Here is a 20,874-nt window from a genome sequence, read left to right on the forward strand (position 1 = left end):
GCGAAGATGCCCTGGCTGCACGCGTTGGCCCGCGACATGATCGGCGCGGAGTGTCGAGGCCGCCCACGATCGGATGCGCTGCAGGAGCGGGCCGAGTCGGCCATCGTGAGATCGACGGATGCGGCCGGCGCGGACAGCGACGCTCTCACCCGCGCCGAGCGCGTCGGCGTGATCGTCGGTGTCGGCCTGGCTGCGCTCGTTACGATCGTGAGCGGCACGCTGCTCGCGCTCGACGGCGGTACGTCGCACGCGGTCGAGCCTGGCTCCCGCACGCAGGACCGTCCTGCGCACGTCGCGCAGGTCGGCGATCGCTGAGACACCGCATCCCCAACCCTGGGGCGTTCACACGACCTCGATCCACTGCGATGATCGCTCACGAATGAGCGGACGAGCGAAGGAGTGCGGATGACCTCGGCGAGCGTCGGCACGCCGCGGTGGGGCGTGCGCATCGCCCTCGCGCTCGCGGGCGCGGCAGCGGGGCTGGTGCTCGCGATCATCGGCACCATGATCTGGGCCTACATCTGGGGCCTCCCCTACGCCGGCGACGAGCAGGTCGGCGGGTTGACCAACGAGCGGATGCAGGTGGGCATCCGCCGACTCTGCTGGCTGGCGTTCGTTCTGGCCATCGGACCGCTCGCTGTCATCGGCGGCGCGACGGCCGGACTGCTCGCCAGTCCGACGATCTGGCGCCGCTACTGGCGACACGAGGTGCGGCTCGCGGCCGACCTCGAGGCGACGCGCGCCCGCCTGCGCGGCGAGGTCTAGGCCGGCACAGTCAAGCTGGCACCGCCGCGCGCGCATCCAGGAACTCGTCGATGCGCGCGCGGGTCGACGCGAGGCGCTCGATCTGGGCCGTGAGGTCGTCGCGAACGAGCGCGAGGGTGTCGGCGGCGGCGGCATGCGCCGACTCGGGCGCGTTGCCGGTGCAGCTCAGCACCGACTCGACGATCTCGCGCGAGAAGCCCATGCCGAAGAGCTGCTGGATGACGCTGGCTCGCTCGACCATCGCCGGCGCATACTCCCGATAGCCGTTGGGCGACCGCTCGGCGCTGATCAGCTCGCGCTCCTCGTAGTAGCGCAGCGAGCGCTGGCTCACGCCGCTCTGCCGGCTCAGCTCGCCGATCCGCATCCTGTTCCTCCCGCTCGGCACCGGCTCGACGCCGGCCCCATCCGATCCATTTGACCCTCACATGATGTCAGACTCTAATGTCGCCGATATGAACGAGATCATCACCACCCACGAGACCATCACCGCGGGTGGACGCGAGCGCACCTTCACGGTCACGACACCCTCCACGGCGGGGCCGGCCCGCGCGCTCGTGCTGGTGTTCCACGGCTCGAAGCAGACCGGCGACATCCAACGCGACTTCACCGGACACGCCCTCGACACCCTCGTCGCCGACGGCGCCGCCGTCGTCGCCTACCTCGACGGCTACCGCCGTAACTGGAACGACTCCCGCGCCGACAGCGCCTTCCCCGCACGCCTCGCGAACGTCGACGACGTCGCCTTCGCGCGCGCCGTCGCCGCGCGTCTCGTCGAGTCGCAGGGGGTGGATGCGCGCCGCGTGGTCGCGATGGGCTTCTCGAACGGGGGCCAGATGGTGCTGCGGCTGCTGCACGAGGCCGACGACCTGATCGCGGGCGGCGTGGTCGTCGGCGCGACGATGCCGAACCGGGAGGGGTTCGCGGGCGTGTTCGACGACCGGGCACCCGCCGAGCGCACCGGCGACGCACACATCGGCGACGGCGCTGGCGACGACTCTCACGGCGCCCGCGGCATCCCCGTCGCCCTGGTCGCCTCGACGACCGACCCGATCGTGCCCTACGCCGGCGGACGCATGAAGTGGTGGGCGCGCACCGCCTTCAAGATCGACGGGATCGCACTGTCGGCGCCCGATACGGCGACCTACTTCGCGCGACGCAACGGGATGAGCGGCGACGGCATCACGACGCCGGTCCCCTCCCGCGCGGCGGGCGACCGCGCCCCGATGCAGCGCCTCGGGTTCCGCGAGCCGGGGCACGCGCCGGTCACGCTGTTCACGGTCGAGGGCGGCGGCCACACGGTCCCGACCCCGACCCCCGCCCGCGGCCTGACGGCGCTCGTCATCGGCCGCACCGGCACCGCGATCGGCATCGCCGAGATCGTGCGCGAGGTGCTGACGGATGCGGACGCCCTGCGCGGCTAGCGCTCGCCCTCACGGGTGAGGGGTCGGCGGGGCTCGGCGCGAGGCAGCGCGCGTCAGCCCAGCTGCGCCGTCGCGGATCGCAGCTCGGCGAGCGCCGCGAGCGCGTGCGGAGCGAGCCCGCCGGCGTCGGCGTCATCGCGCACCGCGACCCACTCCGCGAAGCCGCGCTTGAAGGCGAGCACACCCAGCTCGGCGGCGAGATGGGCGACCGGCTCGAGCACGCCGCGCTCGACGAGCGCATCCGTCATCGCCGCCGCCATGCCGACCTGCTTCAGCGCGTCGCGCTCCTGCAGCTCGGCGCTCGCGGCGACGGCGGCGCCGATGCGGGGGCCGAGCTCGCGGTTGAGCGGACCCATCTCGGCCGACGCCCGCTCGAGCCCGGCGGCCACGGCATCCATCGGACTCGCGTCGGCCGACGCCGACGCGACCCCCTCGGCCAGCAGGCGACTCAGCGTCTCCTGGCCGGCGACGAGCACCTCGCGCTTGTCGGAGAAGTGCCGGAAGAAGGTGCTGCGGGTCACTCCGGCGCGCTCGGCGATCTGCGCGACGGTCGTCTCGTCGTAGCCCTGCTCGGTGAACAGGTCGACGGCGGCGAGCACGAGACGCTCGCGTGCTCCCGGTTCCCAGCGGCCCATGGCATCCAGATTAGCAGTGATGCGACACCTGTCCCATCGCAGTGCTATCGTCGCCCGGGTGATGCGACAGATGTCCCATCACCGTGACGTCGGATCGACGCCGCGACCCCGGCGGCCACCGCGTCGCCGACCACCCCAGGAGGTCACCATGAAGGTCTTCGTCACCGGAGGCACCGGCACGATCGGCACCGCCGTCGTCGCCGAGCTGCTCGCGAACGGGCACGAGGTGCTCGCGCTCGCCCGATCCGACCGCTCGGTCGCGACGCTCGAGAGCGCGGGCGCCCGCACGCTGCGCGGCGATCTCGCCGACCTGGATGCGCTGCGCCAGGGCGCCACCGAGGCCGACGGCGTCATCAGCCTCGCCTTCGCGCACGCCGACAGCACGACCGAGGGACTCGCGGCCGCGATCGCCGAGGAGAGCGCCGCGATGCGGACTCTCGGCACAGCGCTCGTCGGCACCGGCAAGCCGATCGTGACCGTCTCGGGCACGCCGTGGGTCGCCGGGCGCGCATCCACCGAATCCGATCCGCTGCCGCTCGTCGGCCCCGTGGCCGGTCGCGCCGCATCGGTGAACGCCCTGCTCGAGCTCGCCGACCAGGGCGTTCGGGCCTCGGCGGTGCGGATGCCGCGCACGGTCCACGACGAGGGCCGGGGCGGATTCGCCGGGCTGCTGACCGAGCGGGCGCGCAGCTCCGGCGTCGCCGGCTACCCGGGCGATGGCACCCAGCGCTGGCCCGCCGTGCACGCACGCGACGCCGCCGCGCTGTTCCGCCTCGCGCTCGAGTCGGCGCCCGCGGGCACCGCCTGGCACGCCGTCGCCGACGAGGGGGATGCGGTGCGCGACATCGCCGCGGTCATCGGCCGCCGCCTCGGCCTGCCCGTCGAGCCCGTGCCGACCGAGACCTTCGGACCCTTCGGGCCGATCTTCGCGATGGACCAGCCGTCGACCAGCGAGCACACGCGCGCGACGCTCGGCTGGCAGCCGACGCATCCCTCGCTGCTCGCCGATCTGGAGCTGCTCGAGCCCTGAGCCCGCGCGACCCTCGCGGGGCGGGCGTCGGTCTCGGCCCTCGCGAAGGTGGCCACGAATGCCCGCCTCGCGCGGCGTGTCGCGTGCATTCGTGGCCACCCGCCAGCCCTCACGGGACGGACGCGGCGGCAGCTCGCCTCAGAGCCGCCCGGCCAGCCGGTAGTACGCCTGATTCCACTGCACCTCGCGCTCGAAGTCGCGCAGGGTCGTCCCCTCGTCGACCACGAGCAGCTCGGTGGAGGTGAGCTTCGCGAAGTCGCGGAAGACATCCACCCCCACCTGCGTCGTCATGACCGTGTGATGCGCGGCGCCGGCGGTCAGCCAGGCGGCGGCGCTGGTGTGGAAGTCGGGGGCGGGTCGCCACACGGCGCGGCCGACGGGCAGCTTCGGCATGGGATGCGGCAGCGCCACGTTCTCGACGGCGTTCGCGACGAGGCGGAAGCGGTCGCGCAGATCCGACATCGCGACGACGACGGCCGGGCCGGGGTCGGCGGTGAAGACGAGCCGCACCGGGTCGTCCTTGCCGCCGATGCCGAGCGGGTGGATCTCGAGCGACGGCTTCGCGCCGGTGAGACGCGGCGAGACCTCGAGCATGTGCGCGCCGAGGATGAGCTCGGCGCCCGGTGTGAGGTCGTAGGTGTAGTCCTCCATGAGCGAGGCGCCGCCCGGCAGGCCCGCGCCCATGACCGTCGCGAGACGCACCAGCACCGCCGTCTTCCAGTCCCCCTCCGCGCCGAAGCCGTAGCCGTCGGCCATGAGCCGCTGCACCGCGACCCCGGGCAGCTGCTTCAGGGCGCCGAGGTCTTCGAAGCTGTCGGTGAACGCGGTGAAGCCGCCCGCCTCGAGGAAGGCGCGCAGGCCCAGTTCCTGCCGCGCCGCATCCACGACCGCAGCGCGGCGCGCGCCGCCCGGACGCAGCTCGGGAACGACGTCGTAGAGCGCGTCGTACTCCGCGGCGAGCGCGGTCGCCTCGGCGTCGGACACCGCATCCACGGCGGCCCCGAGCTCGTTCACCGGCCAGGTGTTCACGCTCACGCCGAAGCGGATCTGCGCCTCGGTCTTGTCGCCCTCGGTCACGGCGACGTCGCGCATGTTGTCGCCGAAGCGCGCGACCTTCATCGTCTTCAGCGCCGCGACCCCCGAGGCGGCACGCGCCCAGGTTCCGACCCGGTCCGCGACCGCCGGGTCGCTGACGTGGCCGACGACCGTGACCCGCGGCAGGTCGAGGCGGGTCTGAATGTAGGCGAACTCGCGATCGCCGTGCGCCGCCTGGTTGAGGTTCATGAAGTCGAAGTCGATCTCGCCCCAGGGCAGCTCGACGTTCGCCTGCGTGTGCAGGTGCAGCAGCGGCTTCGCGAGCTCGGCGAGCCCGGTGATCCACATCTTGGCGGGGCTGAAGGTGTGGGCCCAGGCGATCACGCCCACGACCCGGTCGTCGCCGTTGGCGTCGAGCGCGAGGCGGCGGATCGCGTCGGCGTCGGTCAGCACCGGCTTCCACACGATCGTCACCGGCACCGCCGACGTCGCCGCGAGGGTCTCGGCCACGACGCGCGACTGCGCCGCCACCTGGCGCAGGGTCTCCTCGCCGTAGAGACCCTGCGATCCGGTGACGAACCAGACGACGTTCTCGCGGAGGTCGGGGGTGATGCTGCGGTTCATGGGCGGCTCTCGTTCGTGCGGTGGTGGTCGGTGGATGGATGCCGGCGCCGGCCCGGCGGGGACCGTACGGTGATCGCGGCGACGGGCGGGCCGGTGGCGATCGGGGTGGATCCGGTCGGTCTCGGTCGGCCGCGGTCCGCTCAGATCGCCGCGACGGCCGCGCGCTCGATGGCGAGCCCGGCGCGGTAGCGCTCGAGCCAGGCGGCGTAGCCGGCGACCTCGGCAGTATCGGGGTGCGCGACCTCGGGCGCGACGGCGGCGAACACGTGCTCGCGCAGCCAGTCGGCGAGCGCGGGACGCGACGACGCGGCACCGGGCTCGACGGCCGCGTCGGCGGGGCCGCGTCCACCGTCGCTCAGTGAGTCGGCGTCGCCTCCGGACTCCGCCGCGTAGAGCGCGAGCAGCGCGACGCCCCAGGCGCCGCCCTCGGCGGCGGTCTCGGCGACCGCGACGGGCGCGTCGAGCGCCGCCGCGAGCACGCGCTGCGCGACTCCCGCCGTGCGGAAGATGCCGCCGTGCGCCTGCATCCGCTCGATCGCGACGCCCTCGTCGGCGAGCACGCGCATGCCGAGCGCGAGCGTGCCGAACACGCCGTAGAGCTGCGCCCGCACGAAGTTGCCGAGCGTCAGGTCGCTGTCGGGGGCGCGCACGACGAGCGGGCGCCCTGCCTCGAGTCCGGCGATCGGCTCGCCGGCGAGGTGGTTGTAGGCGAGCAGTCCGCCGGCCGCCACGTCGGATCGCGCGGCCTCGCCGAGCAGGGTCGCGAAGACGGCGTCGGCGGTGACCGGCGCGGCTGCACCGGCCCCCGCTCCGTGGCCCGTGCCCGCGGCGCCCCCGCCGAACGCCTCCGCGAACCGCCGGAACACGGCCGCCCACGCCCCGAGCTCGCTCGCGCCGTTGTTGCAGTGCACCATCGCGACCGGGTCGCCCGCGGGCGTCGTGACGACGTCGATCTGCTCGAGCGGACGGGCGAGGGGATGCTCGAGCACGACCATCGCGAACACGCTCGTGCCCGCGCTGACGTTGCCGGTGCGCGGCGCGACGGCGTCGGTCGCGACCATGCCGGTTCCCGCATCCCCCTCGGGCGGGCAGAGCAGCGCGCCGGGCTGCAGGCGTCCGCTCGGGTCGAGCAGGGCGGCGCCGGCGGCGGTGAGCGCGCCGGCGTAGGCGCCCGCGGCGAGCGGATCGGGCAGCAGCTCGCGCACGGTCGCGGTGAGCCCGACGCCGGTCGCGTCCGCGGCCCGCGCGGCGAGCTCATCGCAGCGGGCGAGCATCGCGGCGTCGTAGTCGCCCGTCGCGGCGTCGATCGGGAACATGCCCGAGGCGTCGCCGACGCCGAGCACCCGCCGCCCGGTCAGCCGCTCGTGCACGTGCCCGGCGAGCGTCGTGAGGTGGGCGACGCGCGGCACGTGCGCCTCGCCGTCGAGCACGGCCTGGTGCAGGTGCGCGATCGACCAGCGCAGCGGGATGTTGACCCCGAGCTCGGCGCTGAGCTCGCGCGCGGCGGCGCCCGTGCTCGTGTTGCGCCAGGTGCGGAAGGGCACGAGCAGCTCGCCGTCGGCGTCGAAGGGCAGGTAGCCGTGCATCATCGCCGAGACCCCGATCGCGCGCAGCCGCGTCAGCTCGACCTCCGCGCCGTAGCGACGACGCACGTCGATCGCGAGGGCCGCGACGGCATCCTGCAGCCCGGTCCAGACGGCGTCGAGGGAGTAGGTCCAGACGCCGTCGACGAGCTGGTTCTCCCAGTCGTGCGCGCCGGTCGCGAGCACCTCGGTCGGCGTCGCGCCGATCAGGCAGGCCTTGATGCGGGTCGAGCCCAGCTCGATGCCGAGCACGGCGCGGCCGTCGGCGATCGTCGCGGCGGCTGCGGGCGAGAAGGCGCCGGGCGCCGGCGAGTCGGATGCGGTCATCGGCGGTCGTCCCCATCCTGTCCGTAGACGTTCTGGTAGCGGGCGTAGAGGTGGTCGATCCGCTCCTGCGGAATCGGGATGAGCGGCCCGGCCTCGCGCGCGAGGTGCACCGAGCGCGCCGCGTCTTCGCACATGACCGCGGCCTTGACGGCGTCGCGAGCGCTCGCGCCGATCGTGAACGGGCCGTGGTTCTGCATCAGCACGGCCCGCGAGCGGTGGCCGCGCAGCGTCTCGACGATGCCGCGGCCGATCGAGTCGTCGCCGATCACGGCGAAGGGTCCGATCGGGATGGGCCCGCCGAACTCGTCGGCCATGCCGGTGATGACGCAGGGGATCTCCTCGCCCCGCGCGGCCCAGGCGACCGCGTACGTCGAGTGCGTGTGCACGACCCCGCCGACCTCGGGCATCGCGCGGTAGACGTAGGCGTGCGCCGCCGTGTCGCTCGACGGACTCCGTGAGCTGCCGGGACTGTCGGGGATGACGACGCCGTCCAGGTCGCAGAGCACCAGATCGTCGGCGGTCAGCTCCTCGTAGGAGACGCCCGAGGGCTTGATGACGAAGAGGTCGGCACCGGGCACGCGGCCCGAGACGTTGCCGCCGGTCCACACGACGAGCCCGTAGCGCACGAGCTCCGCGTGCAGAGCGGCGACCTCGGCGCGCGTGCGCTCGATCGCCGCGGCAAGCGCCGCCCCCTCCGTCACCGCGATCACTTCCCGCTGCGGCGCTTGTTGTAGACGTCGAAGGCGACGGCCGCGAGCAGCACGAGACCCTTGATCAGCGACTGGAACTCGGTGCCGACGCCGAGGATCGACATGCCGTTGTTGAGGATGCCGATGATCAGACCGCCGATGATCGCGCCGGTCACGCGGCCGATTCCGCCGGTGACCGCGGCGCCGCCGATGAAGACGGCTGCGATCGCATCCAGCTCGAATCCGTCGCCCGCCTTCGGGTTGGCGAGGTTCAGCTGCGCCGTGAAGACGAGCCCGGCGAGCGCCGACAGCACCCCCATGTTGACGAACAGCAGGAAGGTGACGCGCTGCGTCTTCACGCCCGAGAGAGCGGCCGCGTTGAGGTTGCCGCCGATCGCGTAGATGTGGCGGCCGAACACGCTGCGCGCCATGACGGCCGAGTAGGCGACGACGAGCACGGCCAGGATGATCAGCACGATCGGGGTGCCGCGGTAGCTGGCGAGCAGGAACGCCACCAGCAGGATGAGCACGGTCGTGAACGCGGTCTTCGCCACGAACCACGGCATCGGCTCGTCTTCGACGTTGTAGCGGCGACGTACCAGGCGCCCGCGGATGCCCGCCGCGATCAGCGCGACCGCCGACAGCACGCCGAGCACGATCGTCAGCGGCTCGACGAAGCTGACGCCGCCGCCGAGGTCGGGCAGGAAGCCCGATCCGATCGCGCGGAAGCCATCGGGGAAGGGCGAGATCTGCTGGTTCTGCAGCGTGATCTGGGTCAGGCCGCGGAAGGTCAGCATGCCCGCCAGCGTCACGATGAACGCCGGGATCTTGAAGTAGGCGATCCAGAAGCCCTGCCAGCATCCGATCAGCGCTCCCAGCACGAGGCAGAGCACGGCAGCCACCGGCCAAGGGATGCCCCACTTCGTGATCATCACACCCGCCATCGCGCCCGTGAAGGCGACGACCGAGCCGACGCTGAGGTCGATGTGGCCGGCGATGATCACCATCACCATGCCGATCGCGAGGATCAGGATGTAGCTGTTCTGCACGACCAGGTTCGACACGTTGATCGGCTTGAGCGTGATGCCCTGCGTCGCCACCTCGAAGAAGACGACGATGACGATGAGCGCGATGAACAGGCCGATCTGACGCAGCTGCCCCGCGAGGAAGCGGCTCGCTCGCTGCAGCACGCCGGTCTGCGGCGCGGGGGTGGTGGCGGTCACAGGTGGTCCTTCTCTCGTTCCTGCGTCATGTGCTGCATCAGGCGCTCGGCGGTCGCGTCCTCGCGACTCAGCTCGGCGGTGATGCGGCCCTCGGACAGCGTGTAGATGCGGTCGCAGATACCCATGAGCTCGGGCAGCTCAGAGGAGATGACGATGACGCCCTTGCCCTCGTCGGCGAGCCGGTTGATGATTCCGTAGATCTCGTACTTGGCCCCGACGTCGATTCCGCGGGTGGGCTCGTCGAGGATGAGCACGTCGGGGTTCGCGTACATCCACTTCGACAGCACGACCTTCTGCTGGTTGCCGCCGCTGAGCTTGCCGGTCACCGCCTCGACGGTCGGAGCCTTGATGTTCATGCTCTTGCGGTAGCTCTCGGCGACGACGACCTCGCGGCTCTCGTTGACCCATCCCATCCGCGCCAGCGAGGTCAGCGCCGAGGCGGAGATGTTGTGGCGGATGTCGTCGATCAGGTTGAGCCCGTAGCGCTTGCGGTCTTCGGTCGCGTAGGCGATGCCCGCCTTGATCGCGGCCGACACGGTGTTCGTCTTCACCTCGACGCCGCGCTTGAGCACGCGGCCGCTGATGCCGACTCCGTAGCTGTGGCCGAAGACGCTCATCGCGAGCTCGGTGCGGCCGGCGCCCATGAGCCCGGCGATGCCGACGATCTCGCCCTCGCGCACGGTCAGGTTCGCCTCGCGCACCACGACCCGGTCGTGGTCGATCGGGTGGTGCACCGTCCAGTCCTCGATGCGCAGCAGCTCCGCGCCGATGTGCGGCTCGTGGTCGGGGAAGCGGCTCTCGAGGTCGCGGCCGACCATGCCGCGGATGATGCGGTCCTCGCCGAGCAGCTCATCCATCTCGAGCGTCTCGATGTTGCGGCCGTCGCGGATGATCGTGACGGCGTCGGCGATCGCTTTGATCTCGTTGAGCTTGTGGCTGATGATGATCGACGTGATGCCCTGCTTCTGCAGCTGACGCAGCAGGTCGAGCAGGTGCTCGGAGTCGCTGTCGTTGAGCGCGGCGGTCGGCTCGTCGAGGATGAGCAGCTTCACCTTCTTCGAGAGCGCCTTCGCGATCTCGACCAGCTGCTGCTTGCCGACGCCGAGCTCGCTGATGCGGGTGATCGGGTTGTCGTTGAGGCCGACGCGCTGCAGCAGCTCGGCCGCCTCGCGGTTCGTGCGGTTCCAGTCGATGAAGCCGAAGCGCGAGCGCTCGTTGCCGAGAAAGATGTTCTCGGCGATCGAGAGGTAGGGGCTCAGCGCGAGCTCCTGGTGGATGATCACGACCCCCGCATCCTCGGAGTCGTTGATGTTCTTGAACGCGACGCTCTCGCCGTCGAAGACGATCTCGCCGTCGTAGCTGCCGTGCGGGTAGACGCCCGACAGCACCTTCATGAGCGTCGACTTGCCGGCGCCGTTCTCACCGCAGATGGCGTGGATGCTGCCGCGCTCGACGTCGATCGAGACGTCACGCAGGGCGAGCACGCCGGGGAAGCTCTTGGTGATGCTGCGCATCTCGAGGATGTTGTCGGCCAACATCGGTCCTCTCCGTCGAGGGCTGGATCTTCGGGTGGTGCGGGGCGGCGGCGGGGGAGCGCCGGGGTGGTCTGGTGCCGGGCTTCTGCCGGGACGAGCTCAGGTGGGGCGCCGCCGGGCGGCGCCCCACCATCCCCCGCTTACTTCAGGTCGGCCTCGGTGTAGTAGCCCGAGTCGACGAGCACCTTCTTGTAGTTGTCCTTGGTCACGACGGTCGGCTGGAACAGGAAGGTCGGAACGACCTTGACCTTGTTGTCGTAGCTCTTCGTGTCGTTCACCTCGGGCTTCGTGCCGGTGAGCAGGTCGTCGGCCATCTTCACGGCCTCGTCGGCCAGCTGACGGGTGTCCTTGTAGATGGTCGAGTACTGCTGGCCCGCGATGATCGACTTGACCGAGGCGGCCTCCGCATCCTGACCCGTGATGATCGGCAGGGCGTCGGTGGCGTAGCCGGCGCTGGTCAGCGCCGAGATGATGCCGATCGAGAGGCCGTCGTACGGCGACAGCACGCCGTCGACCTTCTTGCCGCCCGAGTAGGTGGAGGCGATGAGGTCCTGCATGCGCTTCTGCGCCGTGGCCGGGTCCCAGCGCAGCGTGGCGACCTGGGTGAAGCCGGTCTGGCCGCTGCCGACGACGAGGGTGCCGTCGTCGATGTACTTCTTCAGCGTGTCCATCGCGCCGTTGTAGAAGAACGTGGCGTTGTTGTCGTCGGGGCTTCCGGCGAAGAGCTCGACGTTGAAGGGACCCTTCTCGCCGGTCTCCTTGCCATCGGCGTCGAGGACGCCGAGGCCGGTGAGCAGGCTCGTCGCCTGGTCGACGCCGACCTTGTAGTTGTCGAAGGTCGTGTAGTAGTCGACGTTCTTGTTGCCGTTGATGAGACGGTCGTAGGCGATGACCTTGACGCCCTGTTCGGCGGCCTGGTCGAGCTGGTCGCTCAGCGCGGTGCCGTCGATCGACGCGACGATGAGGATCTTCGCGCCCTTGGTGAGCATGTTGCTGATCTGCTGCACCTGCTGGGGGATCTTGTCGTCGGCGTACTCGAGGTCGACCTTGTAGCCGAGCTTCTCGAGGCCCGACTTGACCGCGTCGCCGTCCTTGATCCAGCGCTCGGAGGTCTTCGTCGGCATGGCGACGCCGACGAGAGCGCCCTTGTTGTCGCCGCTGCCGCTGTCGCCGCCGGTGCCGCCGCGGCCTCCGGAGCAGGCGGCCAGGCTGACCGCGACGCCCAGCGCCGCGGCGCCGAGCAGGACCTTCTTGATGTTCACGGTGTTCCTTCCTTGGATGACGGCTGTGTCATCGCGGGGTGGGTGACCCGCGCCGGGTGTGCGGCGGGGGCCGTGTGGCTGAGGTGGTGCTGGGGTACGGCTGGTGGTGCTGGGTCGTGCGTGTGGTGGGGTTGTGGATCCGGTGTTCGGGAGGGGTCAGGTCGTGGGATGCGCGGCGCGGTCGCGCTGCTCGTGCGCGGCGCCGGCCGCGTCGACGGCGGCGTCGAGGTCGGCGCCGGCGATGCGCAGCTCGCCCGACTGGACGACGGCGCCGAGCGCGGCGTCGGCGCGGTAGCGGCGGGCATGGTCGGCGAGGTCGGCCTCGCCGACCTCGCCCCCGGGGGTGTGCGGCACGACGGTTGCGTCGTCCTGCGCGAGCACGAAGCCCTCGGGGCCGTGCGGGGCGACACCGTCGGGGGTGATGAGGAACAGCGCCTCGTCGGCGACGCGGGCGCTCACGCGGTCGCCCGCATCCAGCACCCCCGTCTCGCGCAGACGCGCATCGGCGGCGGCGATCGCCTCGCGGGTGCGGGCCACGGCGACCTCGAGCTCAGCGGCGCGAGCGGTCATGCGCGGCGGCTCTCGCGGGCGGGGGTGGTGCGTCTCTGCACGGGGCGACTCCGGTGTCATCCGTTCATGTGACCGTTCACATGAGGTGGGAAGACTGTACCGCTGAAACGGTCACATCCGTCAAGGGGCAGTTTTCGCGAGCTCTCCGGCCGACCGCCGCGGTGTCGCCCGAGCGACTGTGCGGGAGCCGTGGGGGTCAGCGCCGCGGGGGTGCGGTGGAGGCGCGCAGCACGAGCTCGGGCGGCACCATCGAGTGGTCGGCTCGCGCCTCGCCGCGCAGCTGCGCGAGCAGCAGCGAGAGCGCACGGCGCCCCAGCTCAGGGAAGTTCTGGCGCACCGTCGTCAGCGGCGGTGCGAAGTGCGCTGCCTCGGGGATGTCGTCGAAGCCGACGATCGAGATGTCGCCCGGAACATCCAGCCCCATGTCGCGGCAGGCGTGCTGCAGCCCCAGCGCCATCTGGTCGTTGCCGGCGAACACCGCCGTGAAGTCCCGCACCCGCAGCAGCTCGAGCCCGGCGTAGTACCCGAAGGCCGACGACCAGTCGCCGAGGATCGGCGCACGCGTGCGCAGGTCGTGCGCGTCGAGCTCGCGCAGGTAGCCCTGCATGCGCGCCTCGGCCTCGATCCAGTCCTGCGGACCGGCGATGTGCAGGATCTCCTCGTGCCCGAGCTCGATGAGGTGCCGGGTGGCGACCCGCGCGCCCTCGACCTGGTCGACGCTGAGGCTGCTCGGCGCATCCGAGATCGCCGCCGACTCGAGTGTGACGACCGGCACCGAGAGCCCGAGCGCGCGCACCGCCTCGAACACGCGCACCTGCGGCGCGACGACGACCAGCGCCTCGACGCCCTGCCCGAGCAGGTACTCGACGCTCGCCGCGACCGAGGCGTAGTCGCTGGATGCCGGGCTCGTGATGCTGATGCGGTAGCCGGCCTCGCGGGCGGCCGCCTCGATCGAGGTGATCGCCGTCGCCGGACCGTAGTAGGCGGTGGATGCCGACAGCAGCCCGATCGTGCGCGAACGTCCGGCGACGAGCGCGCGCGCGGCCGGGTTCGGCCGGTAGCCGAGCTCGGCGATCGCCGCCTCGACCCGCTGCCGCGTCTCGACCCGGATGCTCGGGCTGTCGTTGAGCACACGGCTGACCGTCTGGTACGAGACCCCGGCGACGCGCGCGACGTCCCTGATGTTGGGCGCGCGCACCGGATCCATGAGTCGAAGGTTAGTGCGCGCGTCGGGCGCGATCCTGCGGCGGTGCCCGCACGATGCCCCACGTGGCCCGCCTCGGCATCAGCTCGGCCCTCGCGCCGTTCGCATGCATCGTGAGGGGTCGCACAGGCCCCGAGAGCCCGCCGATATCGGCTCTCGACGGGGCCTCTGCGCCCCCTCGGAGATCAGGTGGGCGAGTGCTGGCACGATCGGGCTGACTCCGAGGTGACGTTGCTACGGTCGCGAGATGCCTCTCGACTCAGCGCACGACGGCATCCCCGCGCCGGTCATCGCCGAGGCTGCGATGACCGCGGATGCGGTCGAGGGCCCGCACGGCCCGGTGCCGGTGCGTCGCTACTCGCCGCCCGCGGACGTCGCCGCGATCGCGCCGCCGCTGATCTGGCTGCACGGCGGCGCCTTCGTCTCGGGCGGGCTCGACCAGCTCGAGTCGCACGCCGTCGGCCTCGCGCTCGCCGCGCGCGGCATCCCGGTCACGACGGTCGACTACCGGCTCACCGGGCGCACCAGCTTCCTGCGTCCCTCGCCGCGTGCACGGGTCGTGCGGCACCCGATCCCCGTCGACGACGTGGCGGCGGTGCTGGCGGATGCGCGGCGTCGGTCTCTCGCGGCGGCGACTCCCTGGCCCGGCGCCGAGTCGAACGCGGAAGCCGACGCGGCGAGCGCCGGCGGGGTGCTGCTCGGAGGCGCGAGCGCCGGCGCCTGCCTGGCGGCGGCCGCCGCGCTGGATGCGCTGGCGACGCGGGACACGCCGGACTCGCTGGCGGGGCCGGATGCGTCGAGCGCCCCGACCCCGAGAGCCCTGGCCGCGCCGATCCGCGGGCTCCTGCTCGCCTACGGCGTCTTCCACGCGGCGATGCCGCCGCGCTCGGCCGAGCTGCGATCGCGCGTCACCGGCTATCGGCGGTACACGCACATCCCGCCCACCTACGCCCTGATGATGCTCAATTACGCGGGGTCGCGCGCGGCTCTCGCCGACCCGAGGGCGTTCCCGGGCGGGCATCCCCTCGCCGGCCTGCCGCCGACGCTGATGCTGGACGCCGACCACGACGTGCTGCGCGCCTCGGGCGAGCGCTTCGCCGCCGAGCTCGCTGAGCACGCGGTGCCGCTCGAGCGTCACGTGCTGCCCGGCAGCCGGCACGCGTTCCTGCACCGACCGGACGACCCCGACTTCGCCCGCGGCATCCAGCTCATCGCCGGCTGGGCCGCGCGCCTCTGAAACATCGATCGCAGTCGACGGTGGGCGGCGCGATCGCCCCGGATGCCGACCAGGTCAGCGACGAGCGACTCGGTCGGCGCAGGCGACGCAGAGCGTGCGGGCCGGCCGCCGCTCGAGCTGCGCCTCGGGGATCGGCTGGCCGCAGCGCGCGCAGACGCCGTAGGCGCCGGATGCGACGCGCGCGTCGGCCGCATCCAGCTCAGCCAGCTCCGTCTCCAGCTCGGCACGGCTGCCCTCGAGCCGCGACCACTCGTGCGTGAGGGTGAAGCCCTCGGGGTCGTGCTCCTCATCGGTCCACTCGCCGCGAGCGGCGCGGATGCTCACCAGCTCGCGCTCGACCGCATCCCGCTTCTCGCGCACGACCGCGCGGCGGTCGGCGATGAGCGCACGGGCATCCATGCCCTCAGTGTGCGCCGCGCCGCCGACACCGCGCCCGGGCCTCGTTTCTCAGCACGATCCCACTTCTCCGCCGTCTCGGTGGCGATCCGCGCGGACCGTGCCGAGAACGCGCGTCAGTCCTTGACCGAGCCGACCGGAACCGCCTCGGGCTTCTTCTCCGACGCATCCGCATCCTCAGCCACGCCCTTCTTCGCCTTCTCGGCCGCGAGCGCCTTCTCGACGGCCTCGGCGACCCGCTCGTCCTCCCGCGACTTCGCGACCGCGACGACTCGGCGACGACGCCGCAGCAGGAGCACCACGAGCGCGGCGATGACGAGGATGACGACGAGCAGCGTCCACGGCACGGCCTGCCCGACGACGGTCTGCTCGACGTCGGCGAGCGGGGTGGTCGACTTCGCGGCGTCGACGACGAGCGGGGTGACTTTGACGGTGCCGAACAACGCGAACACCGCGGGCACGTCGTGACCGGTCAGCTTCACGTCCCAGCTGTCGCCGGGCAGCAGCTGCGGCGGCTCGGCGATCTCGCCGAGCGACACCGGGAACCAGCCGAAGGGCCCGGTCAGCGTGACCTCCTGGTGCGCCGACAGCACGGCGTTGCCGGTGTTGTGCAGCGTGTACTGCACGGTCGCGTCGCCGCCCGCGAAGGGGTTGAGCCCGCCGCCGTACGAAACCGATCCGCTCTCGATCGCGAGCGACGGCGTCAGGTCGCCGCCGACGCGCACCGACATCTTCACGCCCAGCCGGCGGTCGACGTTGATGCCCTGGTCCGCGTCGGGCTGCACGAGCGAGGTCACGATGCCGCCGACGTAGTCGCCGGGCGTCGCGTTCTTCGGAACGCTCACCGTGAAGGGCAACTCGACGCTCTGGCCGGGCTGCACGACGACGCGGTCGTCCTTCGGCACGGCCCAGAGCCCGAGGTTCCTCGACTTCTGATCGGCGGCGAGGATGTCGAACTGGCCGCTGTCGGTCGTATAGCCGTCGGCGGCGTACACGCCCAGGTCGAGCGCCTCATCCCCGTGGTTGGCGACGACGAGGGCGTCGTCGACCTTCTCGCCGGGCGTGATCGTGTAGCCGTAGGCGGTGCGGTCGGCGCCGAAGTCGTTGGCGGCGGTGCGCACGGTCCAGGTGACGTCGTCGTCGGCGGCGTGCGCGGCGGAGGCGGGCGCGAGCGCCGCGGCGGCGCCGGCGGCGAGCAGCGCGGCGAGTCCGGCGGCGGCGAGACGGATGCCGGCGCCGGCGCGGCGGGCGGGGCGGATGGACGCGGTCATGGCGTGATCCTCGGGAAGTCGGGGGTTCAGGGGAACGGGTAGGGGGTTCAGGGGAGATGGAGCGCGGATGCGGCCGGCGTGCGGCGCGCATCCAGGCCTCCGGATGAACGGCCGAAACCCGGCGGAGCGGATGCCGTGCACCCGCCCCACCGGGCGTCAGCTGTTCAGCGCGGTCATGACGACCGAGTCAGAGCGTCAGCTCGACAGCGCCGTGATGGTGAGGGTCGCGCGGTACGAGCCCTTGCCCGTCGATCCAGGGATCTTCAGGTCGAGGTCGGCGCCGAGCTTGGCGGTGCCGCGGTCGTGACCCTGGGCCGCCGCCGCGAGGTTGCGCGCGACCGAGAGGCCGTCGCCGCCGTCGTAGCCCGACTTGATCGCCGCGCCCGCGACCGCTCCGGCACCGGGCTGGACGAGCTTGGGCGTCCAGCCGAGGTACTTGCCCGAGAAGGTCTTGGTGCCGTCACGGAAGTCGCCGACCGAGGCCGAGATCGACCAGGGCGACAGCGCACGACGCGAGTCGCTGACCGCGATCGGGTTGATCGAGCCCTTCGCCGCGAAGAAGTCGCTGTTCACGTCGGTCGACGCGGTGCCGAGGTCGACGAGGCCGTTGCGGCCGTCGATCGTCCAGCCGAACTCACCGGGAGCCGCGTCGGGAACCGTGACCTGGATGTCCTGGCCGGTGCCGTGCGCCTTGTGGATGGTGACCGAGTCGACGATCGAGCCGACGCCCTTGGCGGCGGAGGCGCCGTTGTCGGGGCCGCACCACTTGACGTTGCCGCGCTCGACGGCCGCGTTCGGGGCGTCGCAGGTTCCGCTGCGCATGGTCTGCACGACGAGCTGGTCCTTCTGCACCGAGACCTTCGTGTAGTTGCGCACGTGCTCCTGGTTCTGCACCGAGTTGTACCAGTAGTTCTGCGGGTTCAGGGCGTCGGGACCGTTGCCGGCGCCGCTCGTGCCCGAGTTGTCGGGCGTGGTGATGTCGTAGTACTTCGAGCCCGAGGCCGAGTTCGCGGTCACGTAGATCACGCCGCCGGGGCCGGGGAAGACCTCGTTCTGGTTCGGCTGCTCGGCCGGGTTGGCCTTGATCCCGTTCTTGATCTCGTAGCTGCGGGTGTAGACGTGGTCGTGGCCCTGCAGCACCAGGTCGACGCCGAGCTTCGAGAACGTGGTCGGGAAGTCGACGCGGCGCACCTTGTTGTCGGCGTCCTTCGCGTGGTCGGCCGCCGAGTAGATCGAGTGGTGGTACACGAGCACCGTGTACTTGGCCTCGGCCTGGTGCTTCTGGATGACGTCGGTCACGTAGGCGATGTGCGCCGCGTCGCCGCCGCTGCCGTTCGCGTTGTTCGAGACGTAGGAGTTGCTGTTCAGGTCGATGAACAGCGTGTCCTTGTAGATGTACCAGTAGTCGCCGCCCGACTCGGTGCCGGTGCCCGCGGTGCCGCCCTTGTAGTAGGCCGCGCTGCGGTCGGTGTTCGGCGTCGAGAAGTGCTGGTCGTAGGCCTTGCCGCCCACGTCGTGGTTTCCGATGGTCGCGGCCCACGGCACCTGACGCAGCTGGTCGGGAGCGAGGAACTGGTCCCACTGCGACTCGGTGTTCGCGGTCTCGACCTGGTCGCCGCCCGAGACGAGAAGCTCGGCGTTCGGGTTCGCGGCGGTGGCCACGTTGAGCGTGTCGGCCCAGCCGGCGCCGTCCTTGACCGCGTCGCCCGACGAGCCGATCTGCGGGTCGCCGAAGAAGAGGAAGTCGTAGTCGCCGTCGAACGACTGGGTCTTGAAGGCGTAGGCCTTCGACCATCCGCCGTCGGCCGAGCCGACGCGGTAGGAGTACGCGGTGTTCTCCTTGAGGCCCGACACGGTGGCGTGACGGTTGAAGCCGCCGCTGGTGGCGATGTTCGTCGAGCCGGTCGCCGAGAACAGCGTGGCGCTGGCGGGGAACTCGCCGTTGACGAGCTGCGAGGTCGGGGCGAGCTGCACCGACTGTGCGGTGTCGGCCGAGGTGTACCAGGTGACAATGCGCTGCGACTCGTCGGCGCCGACGCCGAGCACGATGCCCGACGAGGTGACGGCGTCAGCCGCGTGCGCGGGCACCGCGGCGACGAGTCCGCCGAGCGCGACCGACGTGGCCAGAGCCGCGCAGGTCAGCACCGCGGCGACGCGGCGACGCGGACGCACGAGCGCGTCCGAGAGGAAAGGGGAAGACATGGGTGTCCGTTCCGAGAAGTGAGTGGGGGTGGTTCGTGCAGAGGTGGTGCTGGTGGTGCGAGGTTCACGGTCGCGGCGGGTGGTGAACAGGCGGCGAACAGTCGGCGGTGGCGAAGTTGCACCGGGTGAAAACCTGGGAGGAGCCTTAAAGCGTGCGCGCGGTGCACGCCCGCGCGGCGTCTCTCGCACGCCGGGCGCGGCGGGTGGATGCCCGCATCCGCCCGCTCGAGACGGGTCAGATCCAGTCGATGCCGAGGATGCGCTCGACGAACCAGACGAGGCCCATGAGCGCGACGCCGCCCGCGACGATGCCGGTCACCCAGCGGCCGACCGTCGGAACCCGGCGACGCAGCAGCATGAGCAGCGGGAAGACGATCGCGATGATGCCCAGCTGCACGGCCTCGATGCCGACGTTGAAGACGAGCAGCGACCACAGCAGCGTCCACGACCAGGGCTCGTCGATGCCGAGCGCGCTCGCGAAGCCGAGCCCGTGCACCAGCCCGAAGAGGAACACGGCGAGCAGTCGCAGCCAGCCGGCGCGGTCGAGACGCAGGAAGCCGGTCGCCTGATCCAGGTGGTCGACCGCGTGCGTGCGGCGCTGACGCCAGAGCCGCCACAGATGCCAGCCGGCGACGACGGCGATCGACAGCGCGATGACCGGCTCGACGAACTCGCTCGGCGCCGACACGACGCCGGTCGCCGCGAGGATGAACGTGACCGAGTGCGCGATCGTGAACGTCGTCGCGGCGAGCACGACCTCGCGCAGGCGGCGCGATCCGGCGATGAGGGCCAGCAGGAACAGGATGTGGTCGATGCCGGTCAGCAGGTGCTCGGCGCCGAGGTGGAAGAACTCCCAGAACCGCTCGCCGAAGCTCTGCTCGGTCGAGAACGCGGGCTGCTGCGCATCCAGCGAGGCGCTGCCCTTCTGCCCGTCGATCTCGTAAGTGACGATCGTCTTCGTCGACTTCACGAACTGCTCGCTGTCGGGGAACAGCGTGCTCGTGATCTCGTGCGCCGTGGCGGCGCTGTCGGCGCAGGCGGCGTCGAAGGGGATGACGAGGTAGGGCGCATCCTGCCGCACGGTCATGCGGAGGTCGCCGGTGGCCATCAGCTTGCAGACCTCGGCCGCATCCCCGCTGCCGGTCTTCACCTGGAAGCGCTTCGCGATGTAGTCGACGATGACCGGCTCGTGCTTCTGGATCGCAGCGACCTCGGCCTGCTCGTCGCGGGCGTCGAACGCATCGGTGCCGTCGCCGAACAGCGCGTCATCGCCGCCGGCCGCATCCGCCGCCGAGACGACGAGCAGGTCGTATTCGAGCTGCAGGGTCGCGTGCACCGCGCCGTCCCGATCACCCGCGACGTCGGCGTAGACGACGGAGGTGAAGCCATGCGCCTCGGCCGGTGCGCTCTCGAGCGCGGGCGCGACGATCGCGAGCAGCGCGGCGGCCGCGGCGAGCGCGGTCGCGGCGATCGGCTGGATGCGGCGGAAGCGCGCGAGCGGGCGGACGGGACGTGCGGCGGGGGCGCGGTGAGGCATGGGGCTTTCCGGGGTTCGCGGGGTCGGCAGGGTCGGCAGGGTCGGCAGGGTCAGCAGGCAGCGTTGTCGACGGTGTCGGTCGGGATCGCTCAGGCTCGACGGCCAGAGATTCGCCGGGTCGCGAGAACGCGCGGGGTCGGGTCGGTGAACGCAGGGCGAACAGGCACCCGATCCGGTGGATGCGGCCCGACGCCTCGGTCAGACTTCCTTCGCCTGGCGGGTGGCCCCGTTCGGCGTCGCCGGCCCGGAGTCGACCACGGCGCCTCGCTCGGCGGCCGTACCGCTCTCCCGCACCCCGCACCCCGCACCCCGCACCCCGCACCCCGCA

19 protein-coding genes are annotated in these 20,874 nt (G+C 71.7%); 5 read left to right on the forward strand and 14 right to left on the reverse strand.

The features are described from left to right. Window positions 1–6 precede the first annotated feature (6 nt). Both FJ657_RS03440 and FJ657_RS03445 read left to right on the forward strand, forming a co-directional pair. The gene (locus FJ657_RS03440) at window positions 7–315 is read left to right on the forward strand and encodes a hypothetical protein (RefSeq protein ID WP_141162248.1); all 309 of its coding nucleotides are present in this window, start codon (window positions 7–9) and stop codon (window positions 313–315) included. Window positions 316–405: 90 nt separating this feature from the next. Beyond that, on the forward strand, window positions 406–765 hold the full coding sequence (locus FJ657_RS03445; RefSeq protein WP_141162249.1) for a hypothetical protein: 360 nt from the start codon (window positions 406–408) through the stop codon (window positions 763–765). A gap of 10 nt (window positions 766–775) precedes the next feature. Here the strand turns inward: FJ657_RS03445 and FJ657_RS03450 are convergent, their stop codons facing one another. Continuing rightward, complete coding sequence (locus FJ657_RS03450) at window positions 776–1,129, reverse strand: MerR family transcriptional regulator (protein WP_141162250.1); 354 nt, start codon at window positions 1,127–1,129, stop codon at window positions 776–778. An 88-nt stretch (window positions 1,130–1,217) separates the two neighbouring features. Here FJ657_RS03450 and FJ657_RS03455 point away from each other — a divergent pair, with 88 nt between their 5' ends. Continuing rightward, window positions 1,218–2,186: a CE1 family esterase gene (locus tag FJ657_RS03455; RefSeq protein WP_141162251.1), complete on the forward strand. Its 969-nt coding sequence runs from the start codon at window positions 1,218–1,220 to the stop codon at window positions 2,184–2,186. Between the two features lie 53 nt (window positions 2,187–2,239). Here FJ657_RS03455 and FJ657_RS03460 read toward each other — a convergent pair whose 3' ends face one another. Beyond that, complete coding sequence (locus FJ657_RS03460; RefSeq protein ID WP_141162252.1) at window positions 2,240–2,821, reverse strand: TetR/AcrR family transcriptional regulator; 582 nt, start codon at window positions 2,819–2,821, stop codon at window positions 2,240–2,242. A 148-nt stretch (window positions 2,822–2,969) separates the two neighbouring features. On the opposite strand from FJ657_RS03460, the gene FJ657_RS03465 reads away from it, so the two are divergent. Beyond that, window positions 2,970–3,851, forward strand: a complete 882-nt coding sequence (locus tag FJ657_RS03465) for an SDR family oxidoreductase (RefSeq protein ID WP_141162253.1) — start codon at window positions 2,970–2,972, stop codon at window positions 3,849–3,851. Window positions 3,852–3,989: 138 nt separating this feature from the next. Here FJ657_RS03465 and araA read toward each other — a convergent pair whose 3' ends face one another. From araA to FJ657_RS03505, 8 genes are all read right to left on the reverse strand, one after another. Further along, window positions 3,990–5,510, reverse strand: coding sequence for an L-arabinose isomerase (gene araA, locus FJ657_RS03470; RefSeq protein WP_141162254.1), 1,521 nt, complete (start codon window positions 5,508–5,510; stop codon window positions 3,990–3,992). A 140-nt stretch (window positions 5,511–5,650) separates the two neighbouring features. Next, window positions 5,651–7,420, reverse strand: coding sequence for an FGGY-family carbohydrate kinase (locus FJ657_RS03475; RefSeq protein ID WP_141162255.1), 1,770 nt, complete (start codon window positions 7,418–7,420; stop codon window positions 5,651–5,653). Continuing rightward, window positions 7,417–8,121: an L-ribulose-5-phosphate 4-epimerase gene (locus FJ657_RS03480; RefSeq protein ID WP_141162256.1), complete on the reverse strand. Its 705-nt coding sequence runs from the start codon at window positions 8,119–8,121 to the stop codon at window positions 7,417–7,419. The genes FJ657_RS03475 and FJ657_RS03480 overlap by 4 nt, the downstream gene beginning before the upstream one ends. A gap of 5 nt (window positions 8,122–8,126) precedes the next feature. Continuing rightward, on the reverse strand, window positions 8,127–9,332 hold the full coding sequence (gene mmsB / locus FJ657_RS03485; protein WP_181408850.1) for a multiple monosaccharide ABC transporter permease: 1,206 nt from the start codon (window positions 9,330–9,332) through the stop codon (window positions 8,127–8,129). Next, window positions 9,329–10,870: a multiple monosaccharide ABC transporter ATP-binding protein gene (gene mmsA, locus FJ657_RS03490; protein ID WP_305004779.1), complete on the reverse strand. Its 1,542-nt coding sequence runs from the start codon at window positions 10,868–10,870 to the stop codon at window positions 9,329–9,331. Before mmsA ends, mmsB begins: the two co-directional genes overlap by 4 nt. Before the next feature lie 137 nt (window positions 10,871–11,007). Further along, entirely contained in the window at window positions 11,008–12,129 is a 1,122-nt protein-coding gene (chvE, locus tag FJ657_RS03495; protein ID WP_141162258.1) for a multiple monosaccharide ABC transporter substrate-binding protein, read from the reverse strand. A gap of 156 nt (window positions 12,130–12,285) precedes the next feature. Further along, window positions 12,286–12,699 carry a class II aldolase/adducin head domain-containing protein gene (locus FJ657_RS17005; RefSeq protein ID WP_181408851.1) on the reverse strand — a complete coding sequence of 138 codons (414 nt, stop codon included), beginning with the start codon at window positions 12,697–12,699 and terminating at the stop codon, window positions 12,286–12,288. A 196-nt stretch (window positions 12,700–12,895) separates the two neighbouring features. After that, window positions 12,896–13,906: a LacI family DNA-binding transcriptional regulator gene (locus tag FJ657_RS03505; protein WP_141162259.1), complete on the reverse strand. Its 1,011-nt coding sequence runs from the start codon at window positions 13,904–13,906 to the stop codon at window positions 12,896–12,898. Between the two features lie 244 nt (window positions 13,907–14,150). Between FJ657_RS03505 and FJ657_RS03510 the strand changes: the two genes are divergently transcribed. After that, on the forward strand, window positions 14,151–15,140 hold the full coding sequence (locus FJ657_RS03510) for an alpha/beta hydrolase (protein ID WP_255447116.1): 990 nt from the start codon (window positions 14,151–14,153) through the stop codon (window positions 15,138–15,140). Between the two features lie 54 nt (window positions 15,141–15,194). Here the strand turns inward: FJ657_RS03510 and FJ657_RS03515 are convergent, their stop codons facing one another. The 4 genes from FJ657_RS03515 to FJ657_RS03530 form a co-directional block, all read right to left on the reverse strand. After that, window positions 15,195–15,539: a TraR/DksA family transcriptional regulator gene (locus FJ657_RS03515; RefSeq protein ID WP_141162260.1), complete on the reverse strand. Its 345-nt coding sequence runs from the start codon at window positions 15,537–15,539 to the stop codon at window positions 15,195–15,197. A gap of 113 nt (window positions 15,540–15,652) precedes the next feature. Continuing rightward, window positions 15,653–16,807 carry a WxL protein peptidoglycan domain-containing protein gene (locus FJ657_RS03520; RefSeq protein WP_141162261.1) on the reverse strand — a complete coding sequence of 385 codons (1,155 nt, stop codon included), beginning with the start codon at window positions 16,805–16,807 and terminating at the stop codon, window positions 15,653–15,655. 195 nt (window positions 16,808–17,002) lie between these two features. Next, window positions 17,003–19,009 carry a purple acid phosphatase family protein gene (locus FJ657_RS03525; RefSeq protein ID WP_141162262.1) on the reverse strand — a complete coding sequence of 669 codons (2,007 nt, stop codon included), beginning with the start codon at window positions 19,007–19,009 and terminating at the stop codon, window positions 17,003–17,005. A 235-nt stretch (window positions 19,010–19,244) separates the two neighbouring features. Next, window positions 19,245–20,546: a HupE/UreJ family protein gene (locus FJ657_RS03530; protein WP_141162263.1), complete on the reverse strand. Its 1,302-nt coding sequence runs from the start codon at window positions 20,544–20,546 to the stop codon at window positions 19,245–19,247. Window positions 20,547–20,874 lie beyond the last annotated feature (328 nt).

It is taken from the genome of Schumannella soli, assembly GCF_006517435.1.
Taxonomy (GTDB): domain Bacteria; phylum Actinomycetota; class Actinomycetes; order Actinomycetales; family Microbacteriaceae; genus Schumannella; species Schumannella soli.

Bases quoted from the DNA above. Each gene is read 5' to 3' on its own strand.
- FJ657_RS03505 (WP_141162259.1), bottom strand. From the start codon at position 13,906: ATGGATCCGGTGCGCGCGCCCAACATCAGGGACGTCGCGCGCGTCGCC.
- FJ657_RS03455 (WP_141162251.1), top strand. From the start codon at position 1,218: ATGAACGAGATCATCACCACCCACGAGACCATCACCGCGGGTGGACGC.
- FJ657_RS03525 (WP_141162262.1), bottom strand. From the start codon at position 19,009: ATGTCTTCCCCTTTCCTCTCGGACGCGCTCGTGCGTCCGCGTCGCCGC.
- mmsA (WP_305004779.1), bottom strand. From the start codon at position 10,870: ATGTTGGCCGACAACATCCTCGAGATGCGCAGCATCACCAAGAGCTTC.
- FJ657_RS03445 (WP_141162249.1), top strand. From the start codon at position 406: ATGACCTCGGCGAGCGTCGGCACGCCGCGGTGGGGCGTGCGCATCGCC.
- FJ657_RS03510 (WP_255447116.1), top strand. From the start codon at position 14,151: ATGCCTCTCGACTCAGCGCACGACGGCATCCCCGCGCCGGTCATCGCC.
- FJ657_RS03465 (WP_141162253.1), top strand. From the start codon at position 2,970: ATGAAGGTCTTCGTCACCGGAGGCACCGGCACGATCGGCACCGCCGTC.
- FJ657_RS03520 (WP_141162261.1), bottom strand. From the start codon at position 16,807: ATGACCGCGTCCATCCGCCCCGCCCGCCGCGCCGGCGCCGGCATCCGT.
- FJ657_RS03440 (WP_141162248.1), top strand. From the start codon at position 7: ATGCCCTGGCTGCACGCGTTGGCCCGCGACATGATCGGCGCGGAGTGT.
- FJ657_RS03530 (WP_141162263.1), bottom strand. From the start codon at position 20,546: ATGCCTCACCGCGCCCCCGCCGCACGTCCCGTCCGCCCGCTCGCGCGC.
- FJ657_RS03475 (WP_141162255.1), bottom strand. From the start codon at position 7,420: ATGACCGCATCCGACTCGCCGGCGCCCGGCGCCTTCTCGCCCGCAGCC.
- FJ657_RS03460 (WP_141162252.1), bottom strand. From the start codon at position 2,821: ATGGGCCGCTGGGAACCGGGAGCACGCGAGCGTCTCGTGCTCGCCGCC.
- araA (WP_141162254.1), bottom strand. From the start codon at position 5,510: ATGAACCGCAGCATCACCCCCGACCTCCGCGAGAACGTCGTCTGGTTC.
- FJ657_RS03515 (WP_141162260.1), bottom strand. From the start codon at position 15,539: ATGGATGCCCGTGCGCTCATCGCCGACCGCCGCGCGGTCGTGCGCGAG.
- FJ657_RS17005 (WP_181408851.1), bottom strand. From the start codon at position 12,699: ATGACCGCTCGCGCCGCTGAGCTCGAGGTCGCCGTGGCCCGCACCCGC.
- FJ657_RS03450 (WP_141162250.1), bottom strand. From the start codon at position 1,129: ATGCGGATCGGCGAGCTGAGCCGGCAGAGCGGCGTGAGCCAGCGCTCG.